Origin of the sequence: Zunongwangia atlantica 22II14-10F7, assembly GCF_002094855.1 — a bacterium.
Taxonomy (GTDB): Bacteria; Bacteroidota; Bacteroidia; order Flavobacteriales; family Flavobacteriaceae; genus Zunongwangia; species Zunongwangia atlantica.
In genome coordinates this window covers 255,125-281,124 of record NZ_ARYN01000004.1, presented here as the reverse complement: position 1 = coordinate 281,124, position 26,000 = coordinate 255,125, and the positions used below count along the sequence as shown (strand labels likewise).

25 protein-coding genes are annotated in these 26,000 nt (G+C 34.4%); 14 read left to right on the top strand and 11 right to left on the bottom strand.

Annotated elements, in window-relative coordinates:
• Window positions 1–1,189 precede the first annotated feature (1,189 nt).
• The 7 genes from IIF7_RS06125 to IIF7_RS06100 form a co-directional block, all read right to left on the bottom strand.
• Window positions 1,190–1,756: a DUF305 domain-containing protein gene (locus tag IIF7_RS06125; RefSeq protein WP_084840792.1), complete on the bottom strand. Its 567-nt coding sequence runs from the start codon at window positions 1,754–1,756 to the stop codon at window positions 1,190–1,192.
• Window positions 1,757–1,846: 90 nt separating this feature from the next.
• Entirely contained in the window at window positions 1,847–3,064 is a 1,218-nt protein-coding gene (gene xerA / locus IIF7_RS06120; RefSeq protein WP_084840791.1) for a site-specific tyrosine recombinase/integron integrase, read from the bottom strand.
• 236 nt (window positions 3,065–3,300) lie between these two features.
• Complete coding sequence (locus IIF7_RS06115; RefSeq protein WP_084840790.1) at window positions 3,301–4,596, bottom strand: M20 metallopeptidase family protein; 1,296 nt, start codon at window positions 4,594–4,596, stop codon at window positions 3,301–3,303.
• A gap of 72 nt (window positions 4,597–4,668) precedes the next feature.
• On the bottom strand, window positions 4,669–5,268 hold the full coding sequence (locus tag IIF7_RS06110; RefSeq protein WP_245801549.1) for a Crp/Fnr family transcriptional regulator: 600 nt from the start codon (window positions 5,266–5,268) through the stop codon (window positions 4,669–4,671).
• Between the two features lie 184 nt (window positions 5,269–5,452).
• The gene (locus IIF7_RS21055) at window positions 5,453–5,677 is read right to left on the bottom strand and encodes a hypothetical protein (RefSeq protein ID WP_245801548.1); all 225 of its coding nucleotides are present in this window, start codon (window positions 5,675–5,677) and stop codon (window positions 5,453–5,455) included.
• Window positions 5,665–5,952: a hypothetical protein gene (locus IIF7_RS21050; RefSeq protein ID WP_245801547.1), complete on the bottom strand. Its 288-nt coding sequence runs from the start codon at window positions 5,950–5,952 to the stop codon at window positions 5,665–5,667. Before IIF7_RS21050 ends, IIF7_RS21055 begins: the two co-directional genes overlap by 13 nt.
• Before the next feature lie 202 nt (window positions 5,953–6,154).
• Window positions 6,155–8,476, bottom strand: a complete 2,322-nt coding sequence (locus IIF7_RS06100) for a penicillin-binding protein 1A (protein WP_084840789.1) — start codon at window positions 8,474–8,476, stop codon at window positions 6,155–6,157.
• A 168-nt stretch (window positions 8,477–8,644) separates the two neighbouring features.
• Between IIF7_RS06100 and IIF7_RS06095 the strand changes: the two genes are divergently transcribed.
• The 6 genes from IIF7_RS06095 to IIF7_RS06070 all read left to right on the top strand — a co-directional run bounded on the left by IIF7_RS06095 (window position 8,645) and on the right by IIF7_RS06070 (window position 13,421).
• Window positions 8,645–9,322, top strand: coding sequence for a response regulator transcription factor (locus IIF7_RS06095; RefSeq protein ID WP_084840788.1), 678 nt, complete (start codon window positions 8,645–8,647; stop codon window positions 9,320–9,322).
• Window positions 9,319–10,599, top strand: coding sequence for a sensor histidine kinase (locus IIF7_RS06090; protein ID WP_084840787.1), 1,281 nt, complete (start codon window positions 9,319–9,321; stop codon window positions 10,597–10,599). The genes IIF7_RS06095 and IIF7_RS06090 overlap by 4 nt, the downstream gene beginning before the upstream one ends.
• A gap of 53 nt (window positions 10,600–10,652) precedes the next feature.
• Window positions 10,653–11,306, top strand: coding sequence for a hypothetical protein (locus IIF7_RS06085; RefSeq protein ID WP_084840786.1), 654 nt, complete (start codon window positions 10,653–10,655; stop codon window positions 11,304–11,306).
• Between the two features lie 71 nt (window positions 11,307–11,377).
• On the top strand, window positions 11,378–11,830 hold the full coding sequence (locus IIF7_RS06080; RefSeq protein ID WP_084840785.1) for a PepSY-like domain-containing protein: 453 nt from the start codon (window positions 11,378–11,380) through the stop codon (window positions 11,828–11,830).
• A gap of 22 nt (window positions 11,831–11,852) precedes the next feature.
• Window positions 11,853–12,707 (top strand): SdiA-regulated domain-containing protein, encoded by an 855-nt coding sequence (locus IIF7_RS06075; protein ID WP_084840784.1) that lies wholly within the window; start codon window positions 11,853–11,855, stop codon window positions 12,705–12,707.
• Window positions 12,708–12,710: 3 nt separating this feature from the next.
• Entirely contained in the window at window positions 12,711–13,421 is a 711-nt protein-coding gene (locus IIF7_RS06070) for a TVP38/TMEM64 family protein (RefSeq protein ID WP_084840783.1), read from the top strand.
• A gap of 144 nt (window positions 13,422–13,565) precedes the next feature.
• On the opposite strand, the gene IIF7_RS06065 is transcribed toward IIF7_RS06070, so the two are convergent.
• Window positions 13,566–14,852: a dipeptidase gene (locus tag IIF7_RS06065; protein WP_084840782.1), complete on the bottom strand. Its 1,287-nt coding sequence runs from the start codon at window positions 14,850–14,852 to the stop codon at window positions 13,566–13,568.
• Between the two features lie 229 nt (window positions 14,853–15,081).
• On the opposite strand from IIF7_RS06065, the gene IIF7_RS06060 reads away from it, so the two are divergent.
• From IIF7_RS06060 to IIF7_RS06050, 3 genes are read left to right on the top strand one after another with little or no spacing between them, the layout of a single operon-like run.
• Entirely contained in the window at window positions 15,082–16,533 is a 1,452-nt protein-coding gene (locus IIF7_RS06060) for a RimK family protein (protein WP_084840781.1), read from the top strand.
• A gap of 1 nt (window position 16,534) precedes the next feature.
• On the top strand, window positions 16,535–17,752 hold the full coding sequence (locus IIF7_RS06055; RefSeq protein WP_084840780.1) for a carboxylate-amine ligase: 1,218 nt from the start codon (window positions 16,535–16,537) through the stop codon (window positions 17,750–17,752).
• The gene (locus tag IIF7_RS06050) at window positions 17,749–18,474 is read left to right on the top strand and encodes an N-formylglutamate amidohydrolase (protein WP_084840779.1); all 726 of its coding nucleotides are present in this window, start codon (window positions 17,749–17,751) and stop codon (window positions 18,472–18,474) included. Before IIF7_RS06055 ends, IIF7_RS06050 begins: the two co-directional genes overlap by 4 nt.
• Window positions 18,475–18,609: 135 nt before the next feature.
• On the opposite strand, the gene IIF7_RS06045 is transcribed toward IIF7_RS06050, so the two are convergent.
• Both IIF7_RS06045 and IIF7_RS06040 read right to left on the bottom strand, forming a co-directional pair.
• Window positions 18,610–19,023 carry an OsmC family protein gene (locus IIF7_RS06045; protein WP_084840778.1) on the bottom strand — a complete coding sequence of 138 codons (414 nt, stop codon included), beginning with the start codon at window positions 19,021–19,023 and terminating at the stop codon, window positions 18,610–18,612.
• Between the two features lie 311 nt (window positions 19,024–19,334).
• Window positions 19,335–19,766 carry an FKBP-type peptidyl-prolyl cis-trans isomerase gene (locus IIF7_RS06040; protein ID WP_084840777.1) on the bottom strand — a complete coding sequence of 144 codons (432 nt, stop codon included), beginning with the start codon at window positions 19,764–19,766 and terminating at the stop codon, window positions 19,335–19,337.
• A gap of 415 nt (window positions 19,767–20,181) precedes the next feature.
• Here IIF7_RS06040 and IIF7_RS06035 point away from each other — a divergent pair, with 415 nt between their 5' ends.
• The 4 genes from IIF7_RS06035 to IIF7_RS20810 all read left to right on the top strand — a co-directional run bounded on the left by IIF7_RS06035 (window position 20,182) and on the right by IIF7_RS20810 (window position 23,851).
• Entirely contained in the window at window positions 20,182–21,654 is a 1,473-nt protein-coding gene (locus IIF7_RS06035) for a Gfo/Idh/MocA family protein (protein WP_084840776.1), read from the top strand.
• 92 nt (window positions 21,655–21,746) lie between these two features.
• Window positions 21,747–22,214: a 3D domain-containing protein gene (locus IIF7_RS06030; protein WP_084840775.1), complete on the top strand. Its 468-nt coding sequence runs from the start codon at window positions 21,747–21,749 to the stop codon at window positions 22,212–22,214.
• Between the two features lie 87 nt (window positions 22,215–22,301).
• Entirely contained in the window at window positions 22,302–23,375 is a 1,074-nt protein-coding gene (locus tag IIF7_RS06025) for a transporter substrate-binding domain-containing protein (RefSeq protein WP_084840774.1), read from the top strand.
• A gap of 323 nt (window positions 23,376–23,698) precedes the next feature.
• Window positions 23,699–23,851: a hypothetical protein gene (locus tag IIF7_RS20810; protein WP_176218906.1), complete on the top strand. Its 153-nt coding sequence runs from the start codon at window positions 23,699–23,701 to the stop codon at window positions 23,849–23,851.
• A 68-nt stretch (window positions 23,852–23,919) separates the two neighbouring features.
• Here the strand turns inward: IIF7_RS20810 and IIF7_RS06020 are convergent, their stop codons facing one another.
• Window positions 23,920–24,567, bottom strand: coding sequence for a hypothetical protein (locus IIF7_RS06020; protein WP_084840773.1), 648 nt, complete (start codon window positions 24,565–24,567; stop codon window positions 23,920–23,922).
• 100 nt (window positions 24,568–24,667) lie between these two features.
• Here IIF7_RS06020 and IIF7_RS06015 point away from each other — a divergent pair, with 100 nt between their 5' ends.
• A complete protein-coding gene (locus IIF7_RS06015) occupies window positions 24,668–25,999 on the top strand; it encodes an aspartate kinase (protein WP_084840809.1) in 1,332 nt (443 codons plus the stop codon).
• Window position 26,000: the final 1 nt, after the last annotated feature.

The window sequence follows — 26,000 nt, the reverse complement described above, 5'->3', positions numbered from 1 at the left end:
TCACTTTGACCGGCTCATCCAGCTGAATTTCTCAATTATAACTTTTTGGGAGAGATTGGTTCTGCGGTATGATCGGCTATTTCAGTTCTTAATTTGGATTTAAACCGAATTTTCTACAAAATGATTCATCCATTCTACTGAACTAATAAATAGAGTCTAATTTTATACAATTTCATCGTTATTTTCCCTGATTTTTTGTCCGCGTTGTTGCTAATCCATTTAGTTCCAATTTTGTTTTAGAAGATTTAGAGAGAGTGATTTTGTCAGTTCTCAATTCTTTAAAATTTAAAAAAATGGTCTGATTTTATCGAATTTTGAATATTATTTTTTCTGCGGTCAGTTCTGTTTTCAGAGGGAGATTGGGTCAGGAGCTATTTTTTACAACGGTTTAGGTTATGATTTCGTTGCGGGAAAATCCACTAGGATTTTCAACCATTTCGATAAATTTAGCAAAAAAGCTGGAATTTCCGTTAGGAAATTCCGCCGCAATGAATTATAACCCTTGTTAACTACTTTTGCGACGCGTTCTGCTTTTTATATTTCAATAATTTTAGTTGATTTTATCAATTTTGGATTATTATTTTATTGGAAACTTTAATTTTCATTTGTCAGAGTAGAGTAGAAGTCAAGTTTTTAAAATTTTTGAGTTTCTCCGAATTATTTTTGTTTAAATTTTTGTCTTTTTTATTCAATTTTTCATTGAATCTAATCCGTTCTGTTTTTGTCATTTTAAAATTTAATTTCCCACTAAAAAAAGCTTTCAATCTGTAGATTTTCGATTGTTTTCACTCTTTTCTCGGTTGAGTAAGTTCTTTCTTTTGAAATTAAAACGTTTTTTTTGAGTTCTAAGTTTTCTTATTTAGTTTTTGTCAGAAATTTTGTATTTGGATAAAAATGAAGCTTTAAAAAATTGATTTACAATTAATCGATTTTCGCTTTTTGAGTGTCCCTTTTTCTTTGTTTTGAATTTCTCTTATCAATTTTGAATTTCATTTGGAACCGATTATTTTCATAATCATCACCCGTTTGAGTGAGTTTTGGAGCAATTGTAGTTAACGGTTGGGCTATGAGTAGTTGCGTGGTTTAGCACTTAACTTTAAAAGCACACACCGAGTTGGAAATTCCGCAGGAATTTCCAAAGCAGGCGAGAACAAGCAATTACTTATAGCCATTGTTAGCTGCTGGCTTTTTATTTAATTTCAATATTTTTGGTTTCTTTTTCCAGTCGTCCTTCAAATTTTGGAATAGGTCTATTTTCCTTTTCTCCTTCTGTTTCTACTATTCCATTTTCTTTAATATCCTTAATCAGCCATTCCATTTCCATAATTTCTTTGCGTTGAGCTTTGATAATTTCGTCCGCAAGTTTTCGGACTCTTATGTCTTTGATTTTTGCTCTTTCGCTTGTCAATATTGCAATCGAATGATGTGGAATCATTCCTTCCATATAATCAGTATCACTCACGGTTACTTGACTTCTTACTAACCAAATTGCTCCGACTATCATTAAGGCTCCCAATCCCAATATTGCAATGTTGGTTGTTTTACTCTGATACATATTTAGCATATAGAGAAGCATAATAATTATCATAGAACCACCCATAATAATGGTCATAAACAATCGAGTTTCACTAAACCAAAAGTGGTCGATTATTTGATAAGAGTGAGTGTACATTAATAGAAACATTGCAATCATTGAAGTCGCAATCATCGCAAAGAATTTCCCATATTTCTTTTTATCGTTTTTTTTGTCTTCCATTTTTTTTAAATTTTGAAATTGTATGATTAGAGTTTTTTTCAGCTTGCAGCTAACTCGTTATATCTCCATAAAAATAGTCTTTTATTCGCTTTAATTTCCGGATATCAACACTTTTTCGTCTCCTTTTGAGTTATTTGTTATACGTTCTACAGCGATATCTAATGGATTCTTTATTTTGTTCAGATCTTTTTGTGCTACGTGCGTATAAATCATCGTGGTTTCTGGCTTAGAATGACCCAAAAGCTCCTGAATATAACGAATATCGACACCGTTTTCCAACATATGTGTTGCGTAACTATGTCTAAGCGTATGTGGTGTCACTTTCTTAAAAATACCCGCTTGCCTACAACTAATCTTTAAAAAGTTTCTAACCGCACTGGCCGTATAAGGGCTGTGATCTCTGCCTTCAATTAAAAAGTGTTGAGGAGTATAGGTTAACAGGTAGTTATTTAAAAGTGGTTTTATTGTTTCACTTAAGTGAACCACACGATCTTTTCGGTTTTTTCCCTGCCGCACATGCACCACATTTCTGGAGAAATCAATATCGTTTTGTTTTAGTTTTAATAGTTCCCCAATGCGTAATCCACCAGAATATAACAATGCGATAATAGCGCGATGCTTTAAATTTCTCGTAACTTGTATCAATTTTAAAATTTCATGATCAGATAAAATTACCGGTAAATATTTACTCTTTTTTGGCCTATGATATTCGCTGGCGTCAAAACTTTCGATTTCGCAAAATTCAGTTAAATATTTTAAGGCGCTTACACATTGGCGATGGCTACTAATGCTATAATGCTCTTTGGCCATCACGTTGGTCATAAACAAATCTAAATCTCTATTATTAAAATCATTTATCGGTTTATTTTTATGAAGATCCATAAATCGTAAACAAAAATAGCCATAGCTCTTAATCGTACTTTTACTTAACCTTTTTCCTCTTAAATACCCAATATAGTTTTTTAAAATATATCGATGTTCGTTGGGTAAAGCCAGGTACAATTGCTTACTTGTAGGTTTTGAATCTTCAGTACTAATCGATACTTTTTCGTTGGAAGAAATATCGGGAACCTCTAAATTGGTATAAGAATCCGTATTTACCTCGTAACCGCCATCCCTATAAAAATCACATAAATCGATAATTTGAAGCGGAGTGTAATTTACGTAAAATGTCCGTAGCGTCTGAGACCATTTTACATCCTTGTAAGACTTAATAAAGCCTCGGGTCTTGTTATCGTTATTAAATTTTATCGCAATTTGTTGTTCCCCACGATGAATTAACGGCGAAAGTGTAATAGGGTTCTTCATAAACGTCCAGCATAAAACCATTGATAATCAGTGGCTAAAAATAGATAAAAATTGAACCATAAACTGTTAATATTTTGAAATTTAAGTATTTGTGGAGCTTTCTATTTTGCTTATCAATTACTGTATTCAGATTTCTTCGGAATAATTATTCCTAACGCATTAGTCTATGTTCTGAAACTTTTAGGCTAAGATTGTATAAAACTGGCTATATTTTTAATACTAGAATATACTTCAAATTACTTCAATTTTTCAGCAATTAAAGAGGAGAAATACTGAACTCCGGTTTTAATGCAATTTTCGTCTACATTGAAATTTGGCGAATGCGGCATTGAAATGATTCCTTTTTGATAATTAGAGCCGCCCATTAAAAAATAAACACCGGGAATTTTCTGCTGAAAATATGCAAAATCGTCACTACGCCCGTCTGGAATAATTCCGTGTAAATTGATGGAGCTTTGTTTGCCATAAACCTCACTAATTTGTTGAATAGCATCTTCAGTAAGTTTTTTATCGTTTAACACCAAAGCAATTTCTTCTGTAAACTGAATCTCGATAAGCTTTTCTGAAAATTCTGAATGACTAATTTCCGATTTTAATTGTTTTAAAAGCGAATTTAATTTGTCTGGATCGCTGGCACTCAACGCAACTTTGACAATCAGGTTTTCTTCATTTTCGTTTATAAATACTTCAGAATTTAAAGTCACATAATCTTTGAAAATAGTGTTAGGGTTTATTAGTCCAAGTTCTGGATCCATTAATGTCTGCATATCCCAAAACGGACTGTCATTTGTTACATTTTGAAGATTTTCAAGAAGGTTTTTTACGTAATTAGTCAATTCAGAAGCATCCTCTTTTTTATCGAATTTCAGCTGAATGACTTTATAATCAGCAAAAAGATTTTTAGCTCGGGTGGCGATAATTCCTTCCGGCATTGGTGAAAGATGAAGCGCATAGATCTCCTCTGGATCGATAATTTCAAACAAACCATCATCGATCATCGCTTTCGCGCCCTGCCAGTTTTCTTCCGCAGGCTGAAAAATAAAATAGATCGTTCCACTCAACTGGTCTTTAATTTTGCTGAGCACATTCGCGATTCCCAATGCAACACTTGCGTGAATATCGTGACCGCAAATATGGCGTACGCCCTTATTTTTAGATTCGTAAGAAACCACATCTGGAAGATCAGTTTTTAGAGCATCTATATCGGCGCGCCAGGCGATTTTCTTACCTTTTTTGTTGGTTTTTAAAATTCCAACTACGCCGTTACCACCAATATTTTGGTGAACTTCTAAGCCAAGATTTTGTAGATATTCGATGATTTTTGCTGAAGTTTTTACTTCTTCTCCGGCAGCTTCAGGATTGCGATGAAAATTTCTGCGGATTTCAACCAAACTGTCAAAAATTTCTGCGGAATGCTGCTGAATGATTTGATGAATATTTGCTTCTTGTTGCTGTTCTTGACCGATAACTAAAGTCGAAATAAGAATTAAAGGCCAAATGAAAAGTAAACGAAAAGATCTGGTAAAAGTCATTTTTTTAGGTTTTAATGATAGTGTAAAGATCTGATTTCATTGTCTTTGATACCTGTCACATTTGTGACAAAATTAGTTTTTAGCCAGTTTACTTCTAATTCTGCTTAAAGATTGTCGTTCAATTCCTAAGAAAGACGCCAAATGTGTTAAGCTCACTCTTTGGATAAGGTTTGGGTTTTCTGAAATGAATTTCAGATACCTTTCTTCCGCAGTATTAAACAAAAAACTTTCTACGCGATCGTTTAGAATCGTGAGCACATTTTCAGCAATTAAGCGTCCCTGCATTTCGCTATTTCTAAATTTAGCATAGCATTCATGAATAATTTTATAGGGTAAGTTTACAATGGTCGTTGGTTCTAAGCATTGTAGGTAATATTTTGAAGCACGCTGCCTAATAAACGCAGGATAATCGGTGATATATTCGTTTTCTTTGGTAAAACCAGTCGTAATTTGATTTCCTTTTTCGTTGATATAGAAACGCCGAATGAGTCCGCTGCAAATAAAACCCATTTCGGTTTGTACCTGGCCAGATTCTAAAAAATAGTCACCTTTTTTATAGAATTTTACACTTAAATGCTGCTTGATAAATTCCTTTTCCTGCGGAGTAGAGTAGGAGAGCTGCTTAAGGTATTGTTGGATGAATTCTTCGATAATATTGATTATTTTAAGCAATATTTTTTGCCGACTCGCCTTATGAATTTATTCCTAATTATAGACCGATCATTTTGTAATGAAATCGAATTAAAAGTCTGCAAAACCTAAATTTAGCCAAAAAACACCGAATTTCAATTTTATAGATTGAGAATGCCTCTTTTTATTCAGAAATAATAATCCTTAACCGCTCTTAATGCAAAGTTTAACTCTCTTCTTTTTTCCAATTGGAAGCTTTTAGATAACCTTTATCGAAATTTTCGTATAAGGACTTCAAAATTTTATAATTGTTTTCGTAATAAGAAGTATGGTTAGCTTCTAAATTCTCTAAGTATTTTTTCAATGCCTTTTTATCTCTTTCAAAAAAGGCAAGTGTTCCTTTATAATACCACCAAAATTGCTGATCACTTTCTTCTGTTATTCCCTGCATTGATTTATAACCGCTTTTTCATATTGATTATCCATTGCATAAATTTGACCAATATGCCAGTAATCTGCATGCTTATTTCTAGTAGAATCAGACATTACAAGATATAAAAGTTCACTGGCAGCCTCTATGTTCTTACCTTCATTCGATAATTTTCTCCAATTATCCTCTAAATATTTTTTTGATTTTGTAGTGCCAGGATTATCAGGATTAATTTCCTGACCGTTCATATTTAGGCAACATACAAAAGCTATAGCAGCTAAAATGCTTTTTTGCATAGTTCTAATTTTGTTAAAAAAGAGAATAGAGATTTAAAATCCTATTTTCAAACCTCAAAGCAATATATGAACTTTAAAATTAAAGGCTTATTCTAAACTGCTTAATCTATAAATTGAAGCATGAAAGCCCGAATAATTATGCTTATTCGGGCTTTTTGTGAGTTGTGATCTGCCTTTTTTGGAAAGAAATATTCTATCAGCTTTAATTATCCTTCTTCTTTCCGCCGAATAATCTTTTAAAGAAACCTTTTTTCTCTTTCTCTTTTTCCTCTTTCACTGGTTCATCCATATCGATTTCCTCAGGTTCGTCTTTCTTACTGCCAAAAAGCTTTTTAAGGAAACTATCTTCTTTTGTAGGTTCACAATCTAGAAGTTCGGCCACTTCGCTAGATGGTCTTTTAAAACGTGCATTAGTAATCTCATTAAAATAAGAATCGGCATTCATTTTTTGCATCATCTTTCCAAAAATGGGTAACGCCGAATTTGCGCCCTGGCCAATTCTTGTATTTCTAAAACCAATACGATGATCGTCACTTCCAACCCAGGTAACCGTAACCAAATTGGGAGTAACGCCAACAAACCAGCCATCTTTGTTGTTCTGAGTTGTTCCGGTTTTACCAGCAATGTCGTTGTTTAACCCGTAAATATAACGCAGTCGTGTAGCCGTTCCTTCATTTACGGTGGCTTGCATCATATTTACCATGATTTGTCTTGTTTCTTCGGAAAATGCCTCTTCCTGCTTTTCAGAAGCTTTAAATTCGGCCAACAAGTTTCCTGAGCCGTCTTCAATTTTAGTAATATAATAAGGTTTTGAAGGTCGTCCTGAATTCACAAAACTGGTATAGGCCTGGGTAAGTTCTTCCATATTAATTTCTGCAGTACCTAAAGCAATTGAAGGTACTTCAGGTAAATCTGAAGCAATTCCCATTTGATGTGCTTTTTCAACCACATTCGAAATTCCTGCATCCAATAAAACTTTCACAGCAATAGTGTTCATAGAATGGCTAAGCGCGTATTTCATGCTGTAATTAAGATCTTCTTCTTCCTCTTCAGTTGATGCATTTGTAGGTTTCCAACCATCTTTATAAGTAACTGCACGCCCCGAATAATAAGTACAGGGTTCAATTCCCTTATCGATTGCTGTGGTATACACAATTGGTTTAAAAGTAGAACCAACCTGGCGTTTACTCTGCGAAACATGATCGTATTGGAAGTATCTGAAATCTACACCGCCTACCCAGGCTTTCACTGCGCCATCTTTTGGATCTACAGAAAGTAGACCAGAATTTAAGAATTTTAGATAATGTTTTATGCTATCTATCGTACTGGCTTGTCGGGTTACTGTTCCGCTGTATTCAAAAAGTTCCATTTGTTTTTTCTTCTGAAGTTCTTTCATAATTTCTTCTTCAGAAAATCCATCTTCTTTTAAATTCTGATAGGCTTTAGATCGCTGAATTGCATCTTTTAAAATCGCATCGTTAGTTAACCAGGGTGCTCGGTTTCCGTAAGAATTTTCATGTTCCTGTTGCAAACTGGCCATGTGTTCTTTCATTGCAGTTTCAGCAACACTTTGCAATTTGTAATCTAAAGTGGTGTGAACAATGAGTCCGTCTCTATAAATATTGTATTTCTCGCCGTCCTTATTTTTTATGGTATCTAAAACTTTGCTTAGATCTTTTCTAATTTGTTCACGAAAATAGGGGGCAAGGCCTTTTTTATTACTGTAGTTCTTATAATCTAAAATTAGATCTTTTTTGATGTAATTATTTTTCTGTTCTTCAGTTAAATAACCATATTTTTCCATCTGTGTAAGCACCACATCACGGCGTAACCTGCTGCGCTCTGGGAAAATTCTTGGATTATATCTATGCGAAGCCTTCAGCATTCCTACTAAAACAGCGGCTTCTTCAACATTAAGATTCTTTACATGCTTGCCAAAAAATTTCATCGAAGCACTTTCAATTCCGTAGGTATTATCACTAAAAGGAACGGTATTAAAATATAAAGTTATGATATCATTCTTGCTGTAGATCTTTTCTATTCGCTTGGCCATAATGGCTTCCTGAAACTTATTCACGACAATTCCTAAAGCGCCATAATCTTTTCTTCCGTAGATATTTTTAGCCAGCTGAAGGGTGATTGTACTTCCACCACCGGCACTTTCGTCCTGTAAAAGAATAGATTTAAAAAATACACGTCCTAAACTACGATTATCGATGCCGTTATGCTCGTAAAATCTGGCATCTTCAGTAGCGATTAAAGCTTCTATTAAATGCTTCGGAAGATCTTCAAATATAATTGGCTGCCTGTCGAAAATATAGAATTTACCTATTAATTGCCCATCGTTAGATAAAACCTGTGTTGCTTTGTTTTGCTGAAGTTCACTAAGCTCTTCTCGAGATGGGATCTTGCCCCACATTCCAAAATAAACACTGGCAAAAAACAAGATAAACAGTGCAATTAAACCCAGTAGAATTCGTACAGCCCATTTTAATTTAGGCGAGTTTTTAAGTTTCGACAGCATAGTTTTAAATAATTACGTACAAATAAACAAAGACTTATAAAATTAACATTTGTATTTAAGGTAATTTTAAAATTAGCAGATACTCATTTTAGCAATAGTTCTTCAGAAAAAAGAATTATCCAGTTTTATTCCCAATTTCATCTATAATTTTGCTGAAATTTGCCCAATATGAAAATTTTAATTGTTGAAGATGAACTGCAAATGTTAGAGAACATTCAGCAGAATTTAGAGAAGGAGAATTACCTGGTGGAAACTGCTCATAATTGTAAAGAAGCACAAGAAAAAATAGGTGTCTATAATTACGATTGTATTTTATTGGATATTGGTTTGCCAGACGGAGATGGATTAAGTTTGCTTCAATATTTAAAATCACAACAGCTTATGGAAGCCGTGATTATTGTTTCTGCCAAAGATTCTTTAGATGATAAATTAAAAGGTTTAGAATTGGGAGCAGATGATTATTTGCCTAAACCTTTTTATATGGCCGAGTTAAATGCCAGGATTAAAGCGGTTTTACGACGAAGAAATTTTGATGGCAACAATTCCATTTCCCTTGGAAATACCGAAATTTTCCCAGAAGAGCGACGCGTAAAAATTAAAAGTGAGGAAGTAGAACTTAACCGCAAAGAGTTTGATATTTTAATGTATCTGGTTGCAAATAAAGAACGACTGGTACGAAAACCTTCGTTGGCAGAGCATGTTTGGGGCGATAATATCGACCAGGCAGATAGCTTTGAGTTTATTTATTCGCAAATAAAAAACCTTCGTAAAAAACTAAAGAGCCATCAGTCTTCATTAAAAATAAAAGCGGTTTACGGTGTAGGATATAAATTGATGGTAGAATGAAATTACTTAATTACACCACTTCTTATTTTGCTTTTTTGCTGCTGTTAATTATTACCGTTTGGGCGCTAATTTTCTATTGGCAAATGCTAGACGAAATTTACGATAGCATGGACGATGGTTTGGAGAATCAAAAAATGCTGGTGATCCAAAAAGCTAAAAAAGATCCTTCAATTTTAAATAAAATCAACTTTGATGATGGCTATTATACCTTTAGAAAGGTAGAAAAATCTGATAAAATCCTTGCGCATAAAGACCAATATCGGGATACTACCATGTATATGCTAAATGAAGATGATTTTGAACCTGTTCGGCTTTTAGAAAGTATTTTTAAACACGATGACGAATATTATAAGGTAAAGGTGATCACTTCTATGGTAGAAGAAGATGATCTTATCGAGGATTTATTTTACAGTATTTTGTGGCTTTATATTGGGATGGTGGTTTCGATATTACTGCTGAATAATATTTTGCTGAAAAAAGTATGGCATCCATTTTATGATTTGCTTCAAAAATTAAAGAATTTCAATATAGAGAGTGATCAAAAAATGAATTATTCTGAAACAAATATTGAAGAATTTAAACTGCTGAATCAAAATGTAGATCGCCTGCTAAAAAAATCCAGAGAAGCCTATGTGAGTCAGAAACATTTTATAGAAAATGCTTCACATGAATTACAAACGCCGCTTGCAATAAGTATTAACAAGCTAGAATTATTATTAGAGAGTGAACATTTAGATGAAAATGATATGCGTTTACTGGCAGATGGCATCCAAAACCTGGAACGCTTATCTAAATTCAATAAATCACTACTGCTTTTAAGTAAAATCGAAAATAAGCAGTTTGAGAATATCGAACAATTAAACATTAACTTAATCCTGCAAGAAGTAATAGATAGTTTAAAAGATCTGGCTGAGTTACGAGGAATAAATATCGAATTTCAACAAAACGAAGAGCTATTTTTTAAAGGCAACAAAGACTTGATGTTTATTCTTTATATGAATCTTATTAAGAATGCGATTATTCATTCTTCAAAAGAAACTGCAGTAATTATTAGTTTAAATAAAGATTTTGTTAGTGTAAAAAATGAAGGCGAAAAAGCACTAAACTCGGCTGTAATATTTCAGCGTTTTTATAAGCAATCTGGCGTAACTTCTTCTAGCGGGATAGGCTTGGCGCTTGCAAAAGCGATTGCCGTAAAGTACGATTTAGCATTGGATTATAAGTTTAAAGATGCTCACATTTTCACTACCAAATTTCCTTTGCACGCTAAAGAATAGTTAAGATTGGATATTTTCCGAAGAAATTTTATTAGGTTTTCAAAAAAGGACTAATGAGAGATTTTGAACAAATTTGGTATGCCTGCTATGGTTCAAACTTAATGGAAGACCGATTTTTATGCTATATCGCCGGCGGAACACCAAAAGGAGCAAAACGAACTTATAAAGGTTGTTTAGATAAGACTTTACCGAAGGCAAAACAGACGTTTTTAATAAATCACGAGCTTTATTTCGCTAAAAGCGCCAAAACCTGGAGTGGCGGTGCAGCAGCTTTTATACATCCTAAAGAAGATAAAAGCGTACAAAGCTTCGGGAGAATATATAGCATTTCTAAATCGCAATTTATTGATCTGGTAAAGCAGGAAATTGATACTGAAGATGCTCTGGATATCGATCTAAAAAAAGTTATTGAAAGTGGCTATTTAGACCTTCAATCTGATGCTTGGTATAACCGAATTTTATTTTTAGGATACCGTGAAGAAATGCCTGTTTTCAGCTTTACCAATAGTAATTATCTTAAAACCGAAATTAATACTCCGCATCCAGATTATTTGGAAAAAATAATTGCCGGATTACGCGAAACCTATCAATTTACTTCCGTAGAAATTAGTAAATACCTAAAAGATAAAGAAGGAATTGCAGGTACTAATTTGGCTAAAGATATAGCGCAAATTGTAGAAGATGTGCTAAGTGATTTTAAAAATTAATGGCTAAAACATCCAATTCCAATTTCTTTACAGTTTTCATTTTCACCTTTGTTTTATAAAATTTTTAAAATATGAAAACGACACTTTATCTTTTTAGCTTAGTATCTTTGTTAGTAGGCGCTGGTTGCGAATCAGACGACGAAGACGATTTTAGAGCAGATGTTCCTTCTGTGGTTTTAAATGCTTTTCAGGCAGAATATCCCAAAGCCAAAGATGTAGAATGGGAAATGTTTGGAGAGGATTACGAAGTAGATTTTGAAGTTGAAAATATAGATTACGAAGCCATTTTTAATGCTGAAGGAAATATGCTGAAGTATAAATATGAAATTGCCAAAACAGCACTTTCAGAAGAAGTTAATAACAAACTGGCCACAAATTACAAGGGTTATCAGGTTGATGATACAGCTATTTTGGTAATCGACACTGTTTTGTATTATCAGGTAGAATTAGATGGAAATCCAGATAAAAACCTGGTTTTTAATGAAGATGGCACGCTAAATACAAATGTGCTTTTTTGGGATTAAGGAATTACAATGATGGGTAAATATGAATAAAATTGTAGTAGTTATAACAATAGGGATTTTAGCCATTGTTGCTATCGTATATTTTACGCTCGATTTTCCTTTTAATATGGATAGAGGGGATTTCACAGAAGAATATAAAATCGAAGAACGATGGGATTTACCTAATCGATTAGAAGAAATCTCGGGGATGGATTTTGTGGACGAGGATCGAATGGCTGCAGTACAGGATGAAGAAGGCATCATTTTTATTTACAATCTTAGCTCTAAAGAAATAGAACAGGAAATCGAATTTGGAAAATCTGGAGATTACGAAGGTCTGGCTATTGTTGGAAAAGATGCGTTTGTAATGCGTAGTGACGGAGTTTTATTTGAAATACAAAATTACCTTTCTGATAAACCACTGGTAACCCAACATGAAACTTTTATTAAAGCCAAACATAATGCTGAAGGTTTGTGCGCAGATCTTAAAAACAACCGCCTACTTGTTGCCGTAAAAGATCGTGATCCTGTAAATAATGATACCAAAGGGATTTATGCTTTCGATCTAGAAACAAAACAACTTCAGGAAAAACCGGTGTTTGCCATTCAGCTTGACGATGAGATTTTCACCAACGTAAAAACAAAAAATAAACTAAGGGTTATGATGCCTTCTGAAGTGAATATTCATCCAGAAACCGGTGAAATTTATGTTTTAGATGCTAAGAATCCTAAGCTTTTGATTTTAACCCCAACCGGAGAGACGAAAAAAGTATATTTATTAAAAGAAGATAAATTTTATCAGCCAGAAGGGATAGCTTTTCGTAAAAATGGAAGTTTATTTATTTCTAACGAAGGGCACAGCGATCCTGCCAATATCCTTAAAGTTGAGCTACAATAATTTATGGAGAAAGATATTAAAACTGCTTCAGTAAGTAAAAGTAAAGCGCCATTGTATGTTTCATTGGCGCTTGTTGCATCTATAGTGGCCTGTTATTTTTTAATTCCTTCTGTACAGGAATTCTTGGATGAAGCCTGGGCAGTACTTACCAGCGGAGATGAAAAAAGAATTACACAATGGGTAGATGGTTTTGGCTGGTTTGGCCCTGTGGTTTTAATTTTAGCTATGATCATTCAGATGTTTTTAATCGTTATCCCGTCTGTGGCTTTAATGGTGGTTTCTATAATTGCTTATGGCCCAATTTGGGGAAGTTTGATTGTTTTTGGAGCTGTTTTTTCAGCCAGTACCATTGGTTATGTGATTGGGCGCTATTTTGGACCTGTGATCGTAGAACGTTTGATAGGAGAGAAGAATGAACAAAAAATAGCCGACTTTATAGACGATTATGGATTTTGGGCAGTTATCGTAACCAGAATCAATCCGTTTTTATCTAATGATGCCATTAGTTTTGTAGGCGGAATTTTAAAAATGACCTATTGGAAATTTATTGGTGCTACTTTAGTGGGAATTGCACCGCTTACAATTTTTATCGCCATTTTAGGCCGAAGTACAGATCAGTTAAAATCTGGTTTATTGTGGGGGTCGCTGGTAAGTTTGGCTCTGTTTGGCGCCTATGTTTTTTGGGATAAGAAGAAAAGAAAAAAGAATGATTAAAATCATCTTAATTTTAAACCAGATCTAAGAGTATTAAATCTCGATTATCGAGAAAAAAAATCGTCGGCTATTTTATCGATTTTGGATAAAATAGCCGACGATTTTTTTATTTCCTCATAGAGGATTCAAATTCAATACAAATATTTATGCCTTCTGAATATCTTTGGCAACAGCTTCAACTTCATCTAAAACGCGTAGTAGATTTTCTCCCCAAAGTTTAGCGATCTCTTTTTCAGTATAACCTCTTTTTACAAGTTCTAACGTTACATTAAACGATTCTGAAGCATCATTCCAGCCATCAATTCCCCCGCCACCATCAAAATCTGAGCTGATTCCAACCTGGTCGATTCCTACTTTTTCAACTAAATAATCGATATGATCTACAAAATCTGAAACATCAACAGGGCTCACAGTTTCCTTTAAAGCTTCAATTTCTTTATCTGAATCTGCAATTACTTTTCTATAATTTTCGATATATTTTTCTCTTTCAGTTTCATCAAGTTCACGAACTTCTCCCCAAGATAACATTTCGAAGCCCATGTCTTTGGCTTTCGATTCGTAAACTTCAGTTTTTGCAGTATTAAAAGCCTCATGTTTTTCAGTATTAACATAAGAGCTGAAAGCCACGGTTTGGATCACTCCGCCATGCTTATCAAAAAGCGCCAGTAATTCATCATCTAAATTCCTGCTGTGATCACACAAAGCTCTGGCTGAAGAATGTGAGGCGATAAGTGGTGCTTTAGAAAGCTCGAACATTTGTTTGATCGCTTCTTTAGAAGGATGCGAAACATCGATCATAATCCCTAAACGGTTCATTTCTTTGATCACTTCTTTACCAAGATCGCTTAATCCATTATTTAGCCATTCGTCATCTGCTTCGCCGGTATTCGAATCGCTTAACTGACTATGACCGTTATGGGCCAAAGACATATAACGAGCGCCCATATCATAAAATTTCTCCACATTTTTGATATCAGTACCAATTGGATAGCCGTTTTCTACGCCAATCATCGCTACTTTTTTTCCTTGTACTACCAGTTTTCTCACTTCTTTAGAAGTTGTGGCAAGACCAATTTCATCTGGAGCAATTTCTTCAGTTAAACGGTGAATGGCTTCAAATTTAGAAATAGCATTATCGTAGGCTTTTTTATATCCTTCAGCATCTAAATCGCCCTGCCCGGTGTAAACAATCAACCAAGAAACATCTAGATCACCTTCATCCATTTTAGGAAGGTTTACCTGCGTATCAAGATCTTCGGTATAATTATGATCGTGGGTAAAGTTATTCACATTGATATCGTTATGCGTATCGATAGTGATCACTTTTTCGTGGATCTTTTTGGCTTTCGCCATCAATTTTTCGTTGGTGTCTTGAGCAAAACCTGCTTGTGCAAAAAGTAAAGCAAACAGGCCAAGTTGTTTTATTTTCATAGTGAGTAAGTGGTTTAAGATCGTAAAATAGAAATAAAATTCGAGATCTCAACTCCTATTTTTAGATTCAAAAAAATAGGTTGGTTTTTTAAAAAATATTGAAAAATACACTTTAATATTTGATTTTTTGATATTGAAATTGAGTGAATATTCAAGCTTATAATTTTGAAATTTTATGATTTACCAATTCAATTTTCGATTACATTTGCTTGATTATTTTCAATTTTAAATGAATAAATTTTTAGTGGTGAATCAGCCTGAAAAATGGCCGGTTCAGCTTGAAAATGTGAGCATCATTGCGGCAAAAGATTATTTAACCAATCCTGTTTACGCGAAAATAAAAGGTGCAAGAATTTTCAACTTATCCAAAAATTATAGCTATCAGTCTAAAGGATACTATGTGTCTCTTTTAGCTGAAGCACGTGGCCATTTGGCCATTCCAACGGTGAAAAACCTGGTAGATTTACGAGAGCCTAAACTGGTAAAAGTAATTTCTGAAGAGTTTGACGACGTTATTCAGAAATCACTAAAATCGATAAAGTCTGCCGAGTTTGTGCTGAGCATTTATTTTGGACAAAACGTAGCGCAGAAATACCGGGAGTTAAGTTCGCTTTTCTTCAGGCACTTCCAGATTCCCTTTTTACAGGTAAAGTTTAGTTTCAGTAATAAATGGACGATTAAAAGCATAAAAGCATTATCTGAATCTGAAATTCCGAAGGATCATTTAGAGAGCATGTATGCTTTTGCAAGCGACTATTTTTCTAAAAAGAGATACGACACCGTTAAGCCGCAGGATTACGATTATGATCTGGCGATTTTGGTGCAGAAAGATGATGTAGCGCCACCGAGTAATCCAAAGGCTCTAAAGAAGTTTGTTGAAGTTGCAGAAAAGATGAATTTTTATGTTGAAATTATTTCACCTAAAGATCTATCAAGATTATCGGCTTTTGATGCACTTTTTATTCGGCAGAGTACAGAAGTTCACAATGAGGCTTATGCTTTTGCTAGAAAGGCGCAGCAGGAAGGAATTGCCATAATCGATTATCCAGATGCAATTTTAAAATGTTGCAATAAGGTGTTTATGGCCGAAGCTTTACAAAATGCTGGAATTCCTACGCCAAAAACTATGATCATTCATAAAGAGAATAAAGACCAGGTTTTAGCTGAAATTGCCTTACCGGTGGTTTTAAAATCTCCAGATTCTACATTTAGTTTTGGCGTAAAAAAGGCTAAAACCGAGGAGGAATATGTAGAATTGGTGACTAAAATGTTGAAGGAATCTGAGTTGATAATTGCCCAACAGTTTACACCGTCAGATTACGATTGGCGCGTTGGAGTTTTAGACGGAAAAGCATTTTATGCCTGCAGGTATTATATGGCCAAAGGGCATTGGCAAATCTATAACTGGAGCGCTAAAAAGAAGAATGATCAGGATGGCAACGCAGATGCGATGGCATTAGAAGAAGTTCCTGAAAAAGTCTTAGATTTAGCATTACGATCGGCTAAATTAATGGGCGATGGATTATATGGTATCGACATTAAAGAAATTAATGGTGAAGCCATGGTGATCGAAATAAATGACAATCCAAATATCGATTTTGGAGTTGAAGATGCTTTTTATGGCGAAGAAATCTATAAATCTATTATCACAGCCTTAAAAAACAGGCTGGAAAAAAAGTAAGATGAGTTATCATATTTTTGAAGTTTACGGAATAGAATTGGAGTATATGCTGGTAAATAAAGACCTGCAGGTAAATCCTATTACCGATAAACTATTTATTGAAAAAACCGGAAGCATTACTTCAGATGTTGATAATGGGAAAATTGAATGGAGTAACGAGTTGGTTGGGCATGTTGTGGAACTAAAAACTGCCGGGCCAACCGCAGAAATTGAAGATTTAGATGTTCTTTTTGCTGAAAATATTTCTGAGATCAACTCATTATTAAAACCTTTAGATACACGACTTTTACCAACAGCAGCACATCCTTTAATGAATCCGTTAAAGGAAACCAAACTTTGGGAACACGATTACAATGAAGTTTACGAGCTTTACAATAAGATCTTTGATTGTAATGGCCACGGTTGGAGTAATGTGCAAAGTATGCATATAAATCTTCCTTTTGCAGATGATGCTGAATTTGAAAAGCTGCATGCGGCGATACGAATTTTACTTCCAATAATTCCGGCACTAAGCGCTTCTTCGCCAATTTTTGAAGGGCAGCTTACTGGTTTTATGGATAGCCGTATGGAAATGTATAAAACAAACCAGAAAGAAATTCCTCAGATGGCGGGAAAAGTAATTCCTGAATGTCTTTATACCAAAGAAGAGTATCATCGCGGTATTTTTGAGCCTATAAAAGAAGCGATAAAGCCTTACGATAAAAATGGAATTTTAGAACATCACTTTTTAAACTCACGGGGGGCGATTGCACGTTTTGATCGTGGCGCCATAGAGATAAGAGTCATAGACCTACAGGAATGCCCAAAAGCAGATCTTGCAATTGCTATTTTTGTGATCGAAGCTTTAAAAGCTTTGGTAAATGAAGATTTTATTTCTTTAGCTGAACAAAAATTATGGAAAGAAGATGACCTGCTGGATATCCTGAATATTGCCATTAAAGATGCTGAAGTCGGGAAGGTGAAAAATGAAGATTATCTGAAGATTTTCGGTTTAAAGAACAAAGCTAAAATTAGCGAAATCTGGCAGGCGATATTCGATAAAATTCAGACTAATTTTTCAGAAAAACATCGTGAAACGATCGAATTTCTTCTTAAAGAGGGTTCATTATCTTCAAGAATTGTACGTGCTTTAAATAGAAATTATTCCGAAGAAAAAATTAAAAGTATTTATTTAGAATTGGCTAATTGTTTATCTAAAAACCAGTTATTTAATCCGTGAAGCTAGTTTTAAGTTGTGAGCATGCAGGGAATGCTTTGCCACAGCAATTTAAGTTTATAAAAGATGAAAAAGATCCCGTTTGGAAAACACATCGAGCTTACGATCCCGGGGCTTTTAAATTGTTTCAAGAATTATCGAAAATAGCCGATTTTAGCTTCGATTATAAGTTTAGCCGTTTGTTAATAGAGCCTAATCGCTCATTACATCACCGCAATTTATTTTCTGAATATTCTAAATCTTTAACTCCAGATCAAAAAAGACAATTAATAGATTCTTTTTACCTTAAATATCGAAATGAGGTAGAAGAAAGCATTGCTAAATTTGTTGGAGCAGGAGAGGAGGTAATTCATATCTCTGTACATAGTTTCACACCTGTTTTACACGCCATAGAACGCCAAACTGATATCGGACTTTTATACGATCCTTCTCGAAAGGAAGAAAAGCGATTTTCGAAGATTTTTAAGGAGGAACTTTTGAAGGAAGTCGATTTAAAAATTAGGTTTAATTATCCCTATTTTGGGAAATCTGATGGTTTTACCACCTATCTTAGAGAAAAATTCAATCAAAATTATATTGGGATTGAACTTGAAGTAAACCAAAAATTTGCTAAAAACAACAAGTTTTCTGAAGATTTAATGCAACAACTTAAAAACGGACTAATAAAAGCGCTTCAGTATAAAGAGATTACTCATTTGTTCAATTTTCAGGATACAAAAATATAAATACATTATTCGATAATTTGGGCTAGTTCCCTTTGGGGTAGTGTACTAAATATTACCAACAACCAACCAAAATGAAAATGTCCCGCAATTGCGGGACATTTTATAATAAGGTGTTATATCTTTAAAAGTTGCAAATTACTTTACCAGCTTAGCGTCTAAAGTAATTTCTGTATCTAATAATTTTGATAATGGGCATTTTTCTTTCGCATTATTAGCGATTTCTAAGAATTTCTCTTCAGAAATATTTGGCACTTTTCCTTCAAGAATTAAATGTGATTTTGAAACCACACCATCTTCAAAAGTTATTTCACTTTTTGTTTTAAGGCTTTCAGCAGGAAAATCTTCTTCCGCTAAAAAAGCAGATAGCTGCATGGTAAAACAACCGGAATGTGCTGCACCAATTAATTCTTCTGGATTGGTACCTTTACCATCTTCAAATCTGGTTTTATATGAATATTGAGTTTCGTTTAAAACTCCGCTTTCTGTAGAAAGATTTCCGTGTCCTTCTTTAAGAGTTCCGTTCCAAACTGCGCTTGCTTTTCTAATCATAATACAATTTTAGTTTTTGGTTTGGATTAAAGATACAGTCTTATAACGAGGCAGTAATACATTTTATAAAAAGCTTAAGTTTTATATTACTGGTTTTAATAGTATTTTTTGAAGTGAACTACCTCGGGCAAGACCTCGAGGCATTAATTGGAAACAAATTTTTAATTTAGAGGCAAGCTTCGGACTATTAAACCCTTTGGCGGTGCCAATAAAATAATGGGTATAAAAAAATCCCTTTCTGGATAGACCGAAAAGGGATTTATATATTTTAGCAAAATTACTCGATTATCGAGATTTATATGCTATTTAGATTACTTGATCTCTACAACTTCAAGATCAAATACTAAATCTTTACCAGCTAATGGGTGATTTCCATCTACTACGATAGATTCTTCTTTTACTTCTGTTACCACAAGGTTCATTTCACGACCATCTGGAGTTTTAGAAACTAATCCCATACCAACTTTAGGATCAAGATCTTCTGGAAGCTGAGTTTTAGCTACTTCCTGAATAAGCTCTTCTCTTGGCTCACCGTAAGCTTCTTCTTTAGGGATATTTATGGTTTTCTTTTCGTTAACTTCCATATCTAAAAGTCCTTTTTCGAAACCAGGAATAAGTTGTCCCTGTCCCATAGTAAATTCGATTGGCTCTCCTCTTTCTACAGAGCTATCGAATACCTGGCCATCGGTTAATTTTCCTGTGTAATGAACTTTTACAGTATCATTTTGCTTTACTTGACTCATAAATTTGTTTTTCAAAGATTAATTAAGGCTGAAATCTTGCTCTCAGCCAATTAAGTGTGCAAAGGTACAGCTCTAAAATGCACTCACAAGAATATGCCACTTTAATTCCCATTGTTTATGGTTTCTTAACAGTTTTTGAAGGCTTCTGGCGAAATTTGAAGTTTTTCAACGCTATTTTTTGGAAATTTTCCACCATAATTTATCCGAATCGAACAATAAATTATGGGTGATGCCCACAAAATTCAATAGCAACTGAACTTAATATTAGAAAATTGGATTTTTAAAAATTAAAAGATATCTTTAGAAAATGTTAATTTGAAAAAACGAAGCTTAAGATATTAGAATATTGATAGCTTTTTCTGAAAATAATACGAATAAACAACTAAATCGATTTATCATTTTTTAAACCCTAACTATGGAAAAAAACAAGAAATCCTCTAGCTCTTCCAGAAGAGATTTTATAAAGAGTACTGCGCTTGCCACGGCCGGTATTAGTATCATTCCGCGTCACGTTTTAGGTGGTCCTGGTTTTGTTGCTCCCAGTGATAAACTGGTGGTAGCTGGTATTGGTGTTGGTGGAAAAGGCCAAAGTGACATTTGGAGCTTTCATCAAACAGGAAAAGCTGATATTGCATTTTTATGTGACGTAGACGATCGTCGTGCTAAAACTTCACGAGAACGTTTTCCTAAAGCTAAATACTATAAGGACTGGAGAGAACTTTTTGATAAAGAAGCTAAAAATTTTGATGCCGTTTCTGTATCTACTCCAGATCATAACCACGCGATCCAAACCCTTGCTGCAATGCAATTAGGAAAGCACGTTTATGTACAGAAACCATTAACTCACGATATTTATGAAGCAAGAGCTTTAACCAAAGCTGCAGCAAAATATGATGTAGTTACCCAAATGGGGAACCAGGGAGCTTCTGGAGACGGCGTTCGTAAAATGCGAGAATGGTTTAATGCAGGTCTAATAGGTAAAGCTAAAGAAGTATATTGTTTTACAGATAGGCCGGTTTGGCCACAGGGAATCCCATGGCCGGCAGAGAAAAAGTCTAGTGTTCCGGCAGAATTAGATTGGGATCTTTGGTTAGGAACTGCTCCTTATAAAGAATATGTAAATGGTTTAGTTCCGTTTAACTGGCGAGGCTGGTGGGATTATGGTACCGGTGCGCTTGGTGATATGGGATGCCATTTAATTGAAGCTCCTTATCGTGTGCTGGATCTAAAATATCCTAAAAACGTAGAATGTAGTGTAGGTAGTGTTTATGTAGATGAATTTAAACGGGGATATTTCCCAGAAAGTTGCCCACCGTCAAGCCACGTAACCATGACCTTTGATGGTAATCAAAATACAGATGGTGATCTTAAATTACACTGGATGGATGGTGGAATTCAGCCAACAAGACCAGAAGAATTAGGGCCAAATGAAGTATTTGGAGATGGTGGTAACGGAGTGTTAATTATTGGTACTAAAGGAAAAATGATGTGTGGTACCTATGGTGAGAATCCGCAATTATTGCCAACTTCAAGAACTAATGAGGTAAATGTTGCGCAGCAATATGATCGTGTTCCAGGTGGTGCAAATGGTCACTATGGGCAGTGGGTAGAAGCTTCTATCGCCGGTCCAGGTAAAAAAGAATTGAGTTCTCCTTTTGAGATCGCAGGTCCTTTAACCGAAATTTTATTGATTGCAAACCTTGCAATTCGTGGTACAGATATTAGACGAGAAAAAACAAATGCCAATGGAAACATCGAATTTGAATATCCAGGACGTTACATTCAAATGACCTGGGATAGCGATAATATGCGTGTTACCAATTTAGAGGAAGCCAATAAATTTGTTAAGAGGAATTACCGTGATGGCTGGGATCTTGGCAAAATATAGCTTAAAGGCTAAGGGGATATAGACTTGCTTCAAAAGTAATCTTTATCTATATTCGCTTTTAGCAATAATGCTGCAGGCTGAAAAACACCAAAATGATCAAAAAATATTTATTCAGAATTTTATCTAGTTTATTATTTTTTGTGATTGTAGGTTTTTCAGCCTGTAAATTTTCAGATAAAGAGGTAAAAGATGATACACCTGAAGAAATTTGGGATACGCTGCAGGTGACGGTTTCAGCATTTAATTCGGTTAGATACCAAACTGCAGGTAACAATCCTAGTCTTGCCGCATGGGGTGACACCTTAAAACCCGGAATGAATGCAGTGGCCATATCCAGAGATCTTATGGATTTAGGTCTTGGGCATAATGATGAAATTAAAATCCAGGGATTCGATTCTATATTCTTAATTAAGGATAAAATGCATTACCGCTGGCGTAAGCGCGTGGATATTTATATGGGAAAAGATATCCAGAAAGCACGAAATTTTGGTAGAAAGAAATTAGAAATCTACTTCCGCAGAAAAGATACCGCTACAGTTAACAAAGTAACTTCAGAGTAAATTCAGAATAATCCATATTTTGATACTATTTCAGGATTAAGTATTTTTCGGCTCTTTACACTTCGAAAACTCTTTCAGCTTAATCTTATGAAGTATTATTTACTACTCCTTTTTTTAGTTTTTAGCTTACATATTTACGCACAAGAATCTCAGGATTCTATAAAAAGTACTCCTAAAACTTACAAAATCGGCATACAACTTACGCCACCTTTTGTAACCCAAAATCCAAATGGAACTTATGACGGCTTAAGTATAAAAAGCTGGAATTTAGTGAACGAAAGTTTAGATTATACTTTTGAATATAAAGAATACACCACACTTACCGCCCTTTTAAATGCTGTTGAAAGCGGAGAAGTAGATTTTAGTATCAATCCTATTACGGTTACCGATAGCCGCATGCAAAGAATGGATTTTTCGCAGCCTTATTTTATTTCTCACACTGGTGTAGCTAAGCGCAAAGAATCTCAGATTATTAATATTCTGAAAAATCTTTGGAGTTGGGAGTTTATTTCGGCCATATTAGCCCTTTTAGGAGTGATTTTTATTTTTGGTTTTTTAGTGTGGATCTTTGAACGCAAGAAAAATGCTGAAGAATTTGGAGGTGGAAAAGGTAAAGGATTAATCGAAGGTTTTTGGTGGAGCGCCGTAACGATGACTACCGTAGGTTACGGTGATAAATCACCAAGAACTACGGGTGGTCGTATTATAGGCTTAATTTGGATGTTTATGGCGATCATTATTATTTCCAGTCTTACCGCAAGTATTGCCTCTTCACTTACCGTTAAAAGTATTAACGACGAAATTAACGGTATTGCAGATCTTAATCGTTTTAAAGTAGGGACGGTAAATAGTAGTAGTGCTGCAGAATTATTGGATCTCTACGGAATAAATTCTGAAAAACTTGAAGCGGAAGAGGAAGGAATCGAACTACTTAAAAATAACGAGATCGATCTTTTAGTGTACGATGAACCTATTTTACGCTATGAAATCGAAAAAATGAATGCAGCTAAATCTATTGAAGTATTAAAGCAAACGCTTAAAAAAGATTATTACAGCTATTCTTTTCCTAAAAATTCAGATTTAGTAGATCAAATAGATCCTGCTTTAGTACGAATGCTTAAAAGAATGGAATGGGAAAACCTGATCCAGGAATATAAATAGTTTTTTAGATAATCTAGATTGAATGCTCATAGGCTTATTTCGATACAAGAACGAATTTAAAAAAAGTCTCACAGATTTGCTCTAAACTAGTTTATCAAAAACTGCTTTTATCGTGTAAAAACGATCAAATAGTTAAAATGTAGGGTTTATTCGATTTTTGACAATAGAAATTATAGATTTCACATAAGTTTAGCATCAATTTACGGTTTTCCATAAATTATAACCAAAATCTTTTATTTAATTTTATCGTTTTCAATTAATTGAAAATGATAAAATTGCCCTTCAAATGTTATCTTTTCAACTACAAAATAAACCACACAGTAATGCAAGTTAGAGATAGAAACGATAATCAATCTGAAGATTATATTCTCCAGAATAATAAGAAAACAAGATTTGGCTCCACCTTTATAGCGATCGTATTGGTAATAATTATTGCAATTGTTGCCATGACCGGCGTATATTTAGAATACTGGTAGCATTAAAAATCACTTCTAAAATTATCGAATATCGCCATAGTGTTTATTGACAGTAAGCGAACTGAGTTTTAAGCCGACTTAATTTCGTTGAGTAATAAAAATGCTTTATTTACATATTCACGTTCCAGGAAAAGCGCAAAATAATTGGAAGTAGAGATCATTTCAAATACCGGAATACCTTCGTAAGCCAGTAGTTTAAAAATGTAGAAATACAAACCTACAGATTGGCTACTATTTTTAGGTAAGGCAATAGTAATAGAAGAAAGATCTTCTTTAATTGTTACGCGTACTTCATTTTTAAAATAATCCTCAACCAAATCTGTTAAAGAGGAAGAAACCAAAATATTACTTTCCTGGTAATTACTGGAATAGTTAAGATAGACTCCGGTTTGATCTTTTACTGCATCCAACAACCTGGATTTGTTGGCGATAATGGTTTTGGAATTTAGAAATGTGTATTCGGTAATTCCAGATCTAACAATGATATCCCCAAGTTCACGAAGATTGTTCATGTTAATTTTAGTCCGTTTTGGTGCGTAACGTCTTAAAGCCATGATAATGCTTCCCACTTTTACAGGTTTTCGCATTTCTTTTTCAACTTCAGGACGTAAATCTTCGGCAAGACCACTAAAGTTTACAATGTCTCTTGCAATAGCATCGTCTAAAAACGGCTGATGCCTTATAATATCATGAACACAGGTGGTTATCGTCTTCATTGTTAAATATTACACATTTTGTACAAATGTATATAAAATGAATCATTTTTTTTAATCTCGTTCCACTTCATTTTAATTATGCAATATCAAAAGAATGAAAATGAAAGTTTTAAAATTTGGAGGAACATCTGTAGGAACTCCGGAGAGTATCCAGAATGTAAAAAATATCACCTTAGGCCAGGAAGGGAGAAAACTTCTTGTGTTATCTGCAATGAGTGGCGTTACTAACGAGCTTGTAGCAATTTCTAATTTATCGAAAACTCAAAATTACGAGCAAATTGAAGATATTATTAATAAGCTTCAGGAGCGTCATTTTTCAGCAATCGATAGTCTAATTCAGGATGAAACTTTAAGTAAAGAAACCAAATCTTTTGTAGCAAAGCGCCTTGAAGATTTATCGGCCGCCGGCCACAAAGAATATTCTGATGCGGTTTATGCCGAGATTGTTACTTATGGAGAAACTATGCTTACGTTTATGGTTTCTCAATATTTTAAATCTCAGGGAATCGAAAACATTTGGTTAGATGCCAAAGCTTTTATGGAGGTTCATAATCTTGAAAATCCAGATACCGATAGGGTTGGTGAGCTTTTAGATGCGCATTTAGAAGGGCAGAGAGCAGATTTATATATTACTCAGGGGTTTGTTTGTATCAATAAACACAACGAAATTAGTACATTAAAAAGAGGAGGAAGCGATTATACCGCAACTATCCTTGGTGCTGCTGTACAAGCTTCTGAAGTGCAGATTTGGACAGATATTGATGGTTTTCATAATAACGATCCTCGCCATGTAGAAGGCACGCATCCAATTTCAGAATTAACTTTTGAAGAAGCAGCCGAGCTTGCTTATTTTGGCGCAAAGATTTTACATCCGCAAACCGTATCACCTGTGATTAACAAAGGAATTCCTATTTTCCTAAAAAATACCTTTACTCCGGAAAAAACAGGAACTAAAATCTCTTCTGAAGTTCATAGCAAAGGTCTTAAAGCCATTGCTGCAAAAGATGATATCACCGCGATTAAGATCAAGTCTAACCGAATGTTGATGGCGCATGGTTTTCTTCGTAAGATCTTTGATGTTTTTGATAATTACGAAACATCCATCGATATGATCACCACCTCTGAAATCGCTATTTCTTTAACAATCGACGATACCAGAAACCTGGATAAAATCCTTGAAGAATTGAATGCTTATGGTGAAATTACGGTAGATCGCAATCAAAGTATTGTTTGTATTGTGGGAGAATCTGTGATTGAAGATCATTCCACTTATAAGTTATTTGAACTATTAAACGATATCCCGGTTAGGATGATTAGTTACGGTGGTAGCAGCAACAATATTTCTATACTTGTAGATACTCAAAATAAAATAAAAACACTTAGAAGCTTAAACCAAAAACTCTTTAGTGAAGGTTTAACTCAGTTAGTTTAAA

Coding starts and splice junctions, on each gene's coding strand:
- IIF7_RS06125 (WP_084840792.1), bottom strand. CDS start 1,756: ATGGAAGACAAAAAAAACGATAAAAAGAAATATGGGAAATTCTTTGCG.
- IIF7_RS06020 (WP_084840773.1), bottom strand. CDS start 24,567: ATGAAGACGATAACCACCTGTGTTCATGATATTATAAGGCATCAGCCG.
- IIF7_RS06080 (WP_084840785.1), top strand. CDS start 11,378: ATGAAAACGACACTTTATCTTTTTAGCTTAGTATCTTTGTTAGTAGGC.
- IIF7_RS06040 (WP_084840777.1), bottom strand. CDS start 19,766: ATGAGTCAAGTAAAGCAAAATGATACTGTAAAAGTTCATTACACAGGA.
- IIF7_RS06025 (WP_084840774.1), top strand. CDS start 22,302: ATGAAGTATTATTTACTACTCCTTTTTTTAGTTTTTAGCTTACATATT.
- IIF7_RS06060 (WP_084840781.1), top strand. CDS start 15,082: ATGAATAAATTTTTAGTGGTGAATCAGCCTGAAAAATGGCCGGTTCAG.
- IIF7_RS20810 (WP_176218906.1), top strand. CDS start 23,699: ATGCAAGTTAGAGATAGAAACGATAATCAATCTGAAGATTATATTCTC.
- IIF7_RS06090 (WP_084840787.1), top strand. CDS start 9,319: ATGAAATTACTTAATTACACCACTTCTTATTTTGCTTTTTTGCTGCTG.
- xerA (WP_084840791.1), bottom strand. CDS start 3,064: ATGAAGAACCCTATTACACTTTCGCCGTTAATTCATCGTGGGGAACAA.
- IIF7_RS06085 (WP_084840786.1), top strand. CDS start 10,653: ATGAGAGATTTTGAACAAATTTGGTATGCCTGCTATGGTTCAAACTTA.
- IIF7_RS06100 (WP_084840789.1), bottom strand. CDS start 8,476: ATGCTGTCGAAACTTAAAAACTCGCCTAAATTAAAATGGGCTGTACGA.
- IIF7_RS06045 (WP_084840778.1), bottom strand. CDS start 19,023: ATGATTAGAAAAGCAAGCGCAGTTTGGAACGGAACTCTTAAAGAAGGA.
- IIF7_RS06055 (WP_084840780.1), top strand. CDS start 16,535: ATGAGTTATCATATTTTTGAAGTTTACGGAATAGAATTGGAGTATATG.
- IIF7_RS06065 (WP_084840782.1), bottom strand. CDS start 14,852: ATGAAAATAAAACAACTTGGCCTGTTTGCTTTACTTTTTGCACAAGCA.
- IIF7_RS06035 (WP_084840776.1), top strand. CDS start 20,182: ATGGAAAAAAACAAGAAATCCTCTAGCTCTTCCAGAAGAGATTTTATA.
- IIF7_RS06015 (WP_084840809.1), top strand. CDS start 24,668: ATGAAAGTTTTAAAATTTGGAGGAACATCTGTAGGAACTCCGGAGAGT.
- IIF7_RS21055 (WP_245801548.1), bottom strand. CDS start 5,677: ATGCAGGGAATAACAGAAGAAAGTGATCAGCAATTTTGGTGGTATTAT.
- IIF7_RS06075 (WP_084840784.1), top strand. CDS start 11,853: ATGAATAAAATTGTAGTAGTTATAACAATAGGGATTTTAGCCATTGTT.
- IIF7_RS06070 (WP_084840783.1), top strand. CDS start 12,711: ATGGAGAAAGATATTAAAACTGCTTCAGTAAGTAAAAGTAAAGCGCCA.
- IIF7_RS06115 (WP_084840790.1), bottom strand. CDS start 4,596: ATGACTTTTACCAGATCTTTTCGTTTACTTTTCATTTGGCCTTTAATT.
- IIF7_RS06095 (WP_084840788.1), top strand. CDS start 8,645: ATGAAAATTTTAATTGTTGAAGATGAACTGCAAATGTTAGAGAACATT.
- IIF7_RS21050 (WP_245801547.1), bottom strand. CDS start 5,952: ATGCAAAAAAGCATTTTAGCTGCTATAGCTTTTGTATGTTGCCTAAAT.
- IIF7_RS06030 (WP_084840775.1), top strand. CDS start 21,747: ATGATCAAAAAATATTTATTCAGAATTTTATCTAGTTTATTATTTTTT.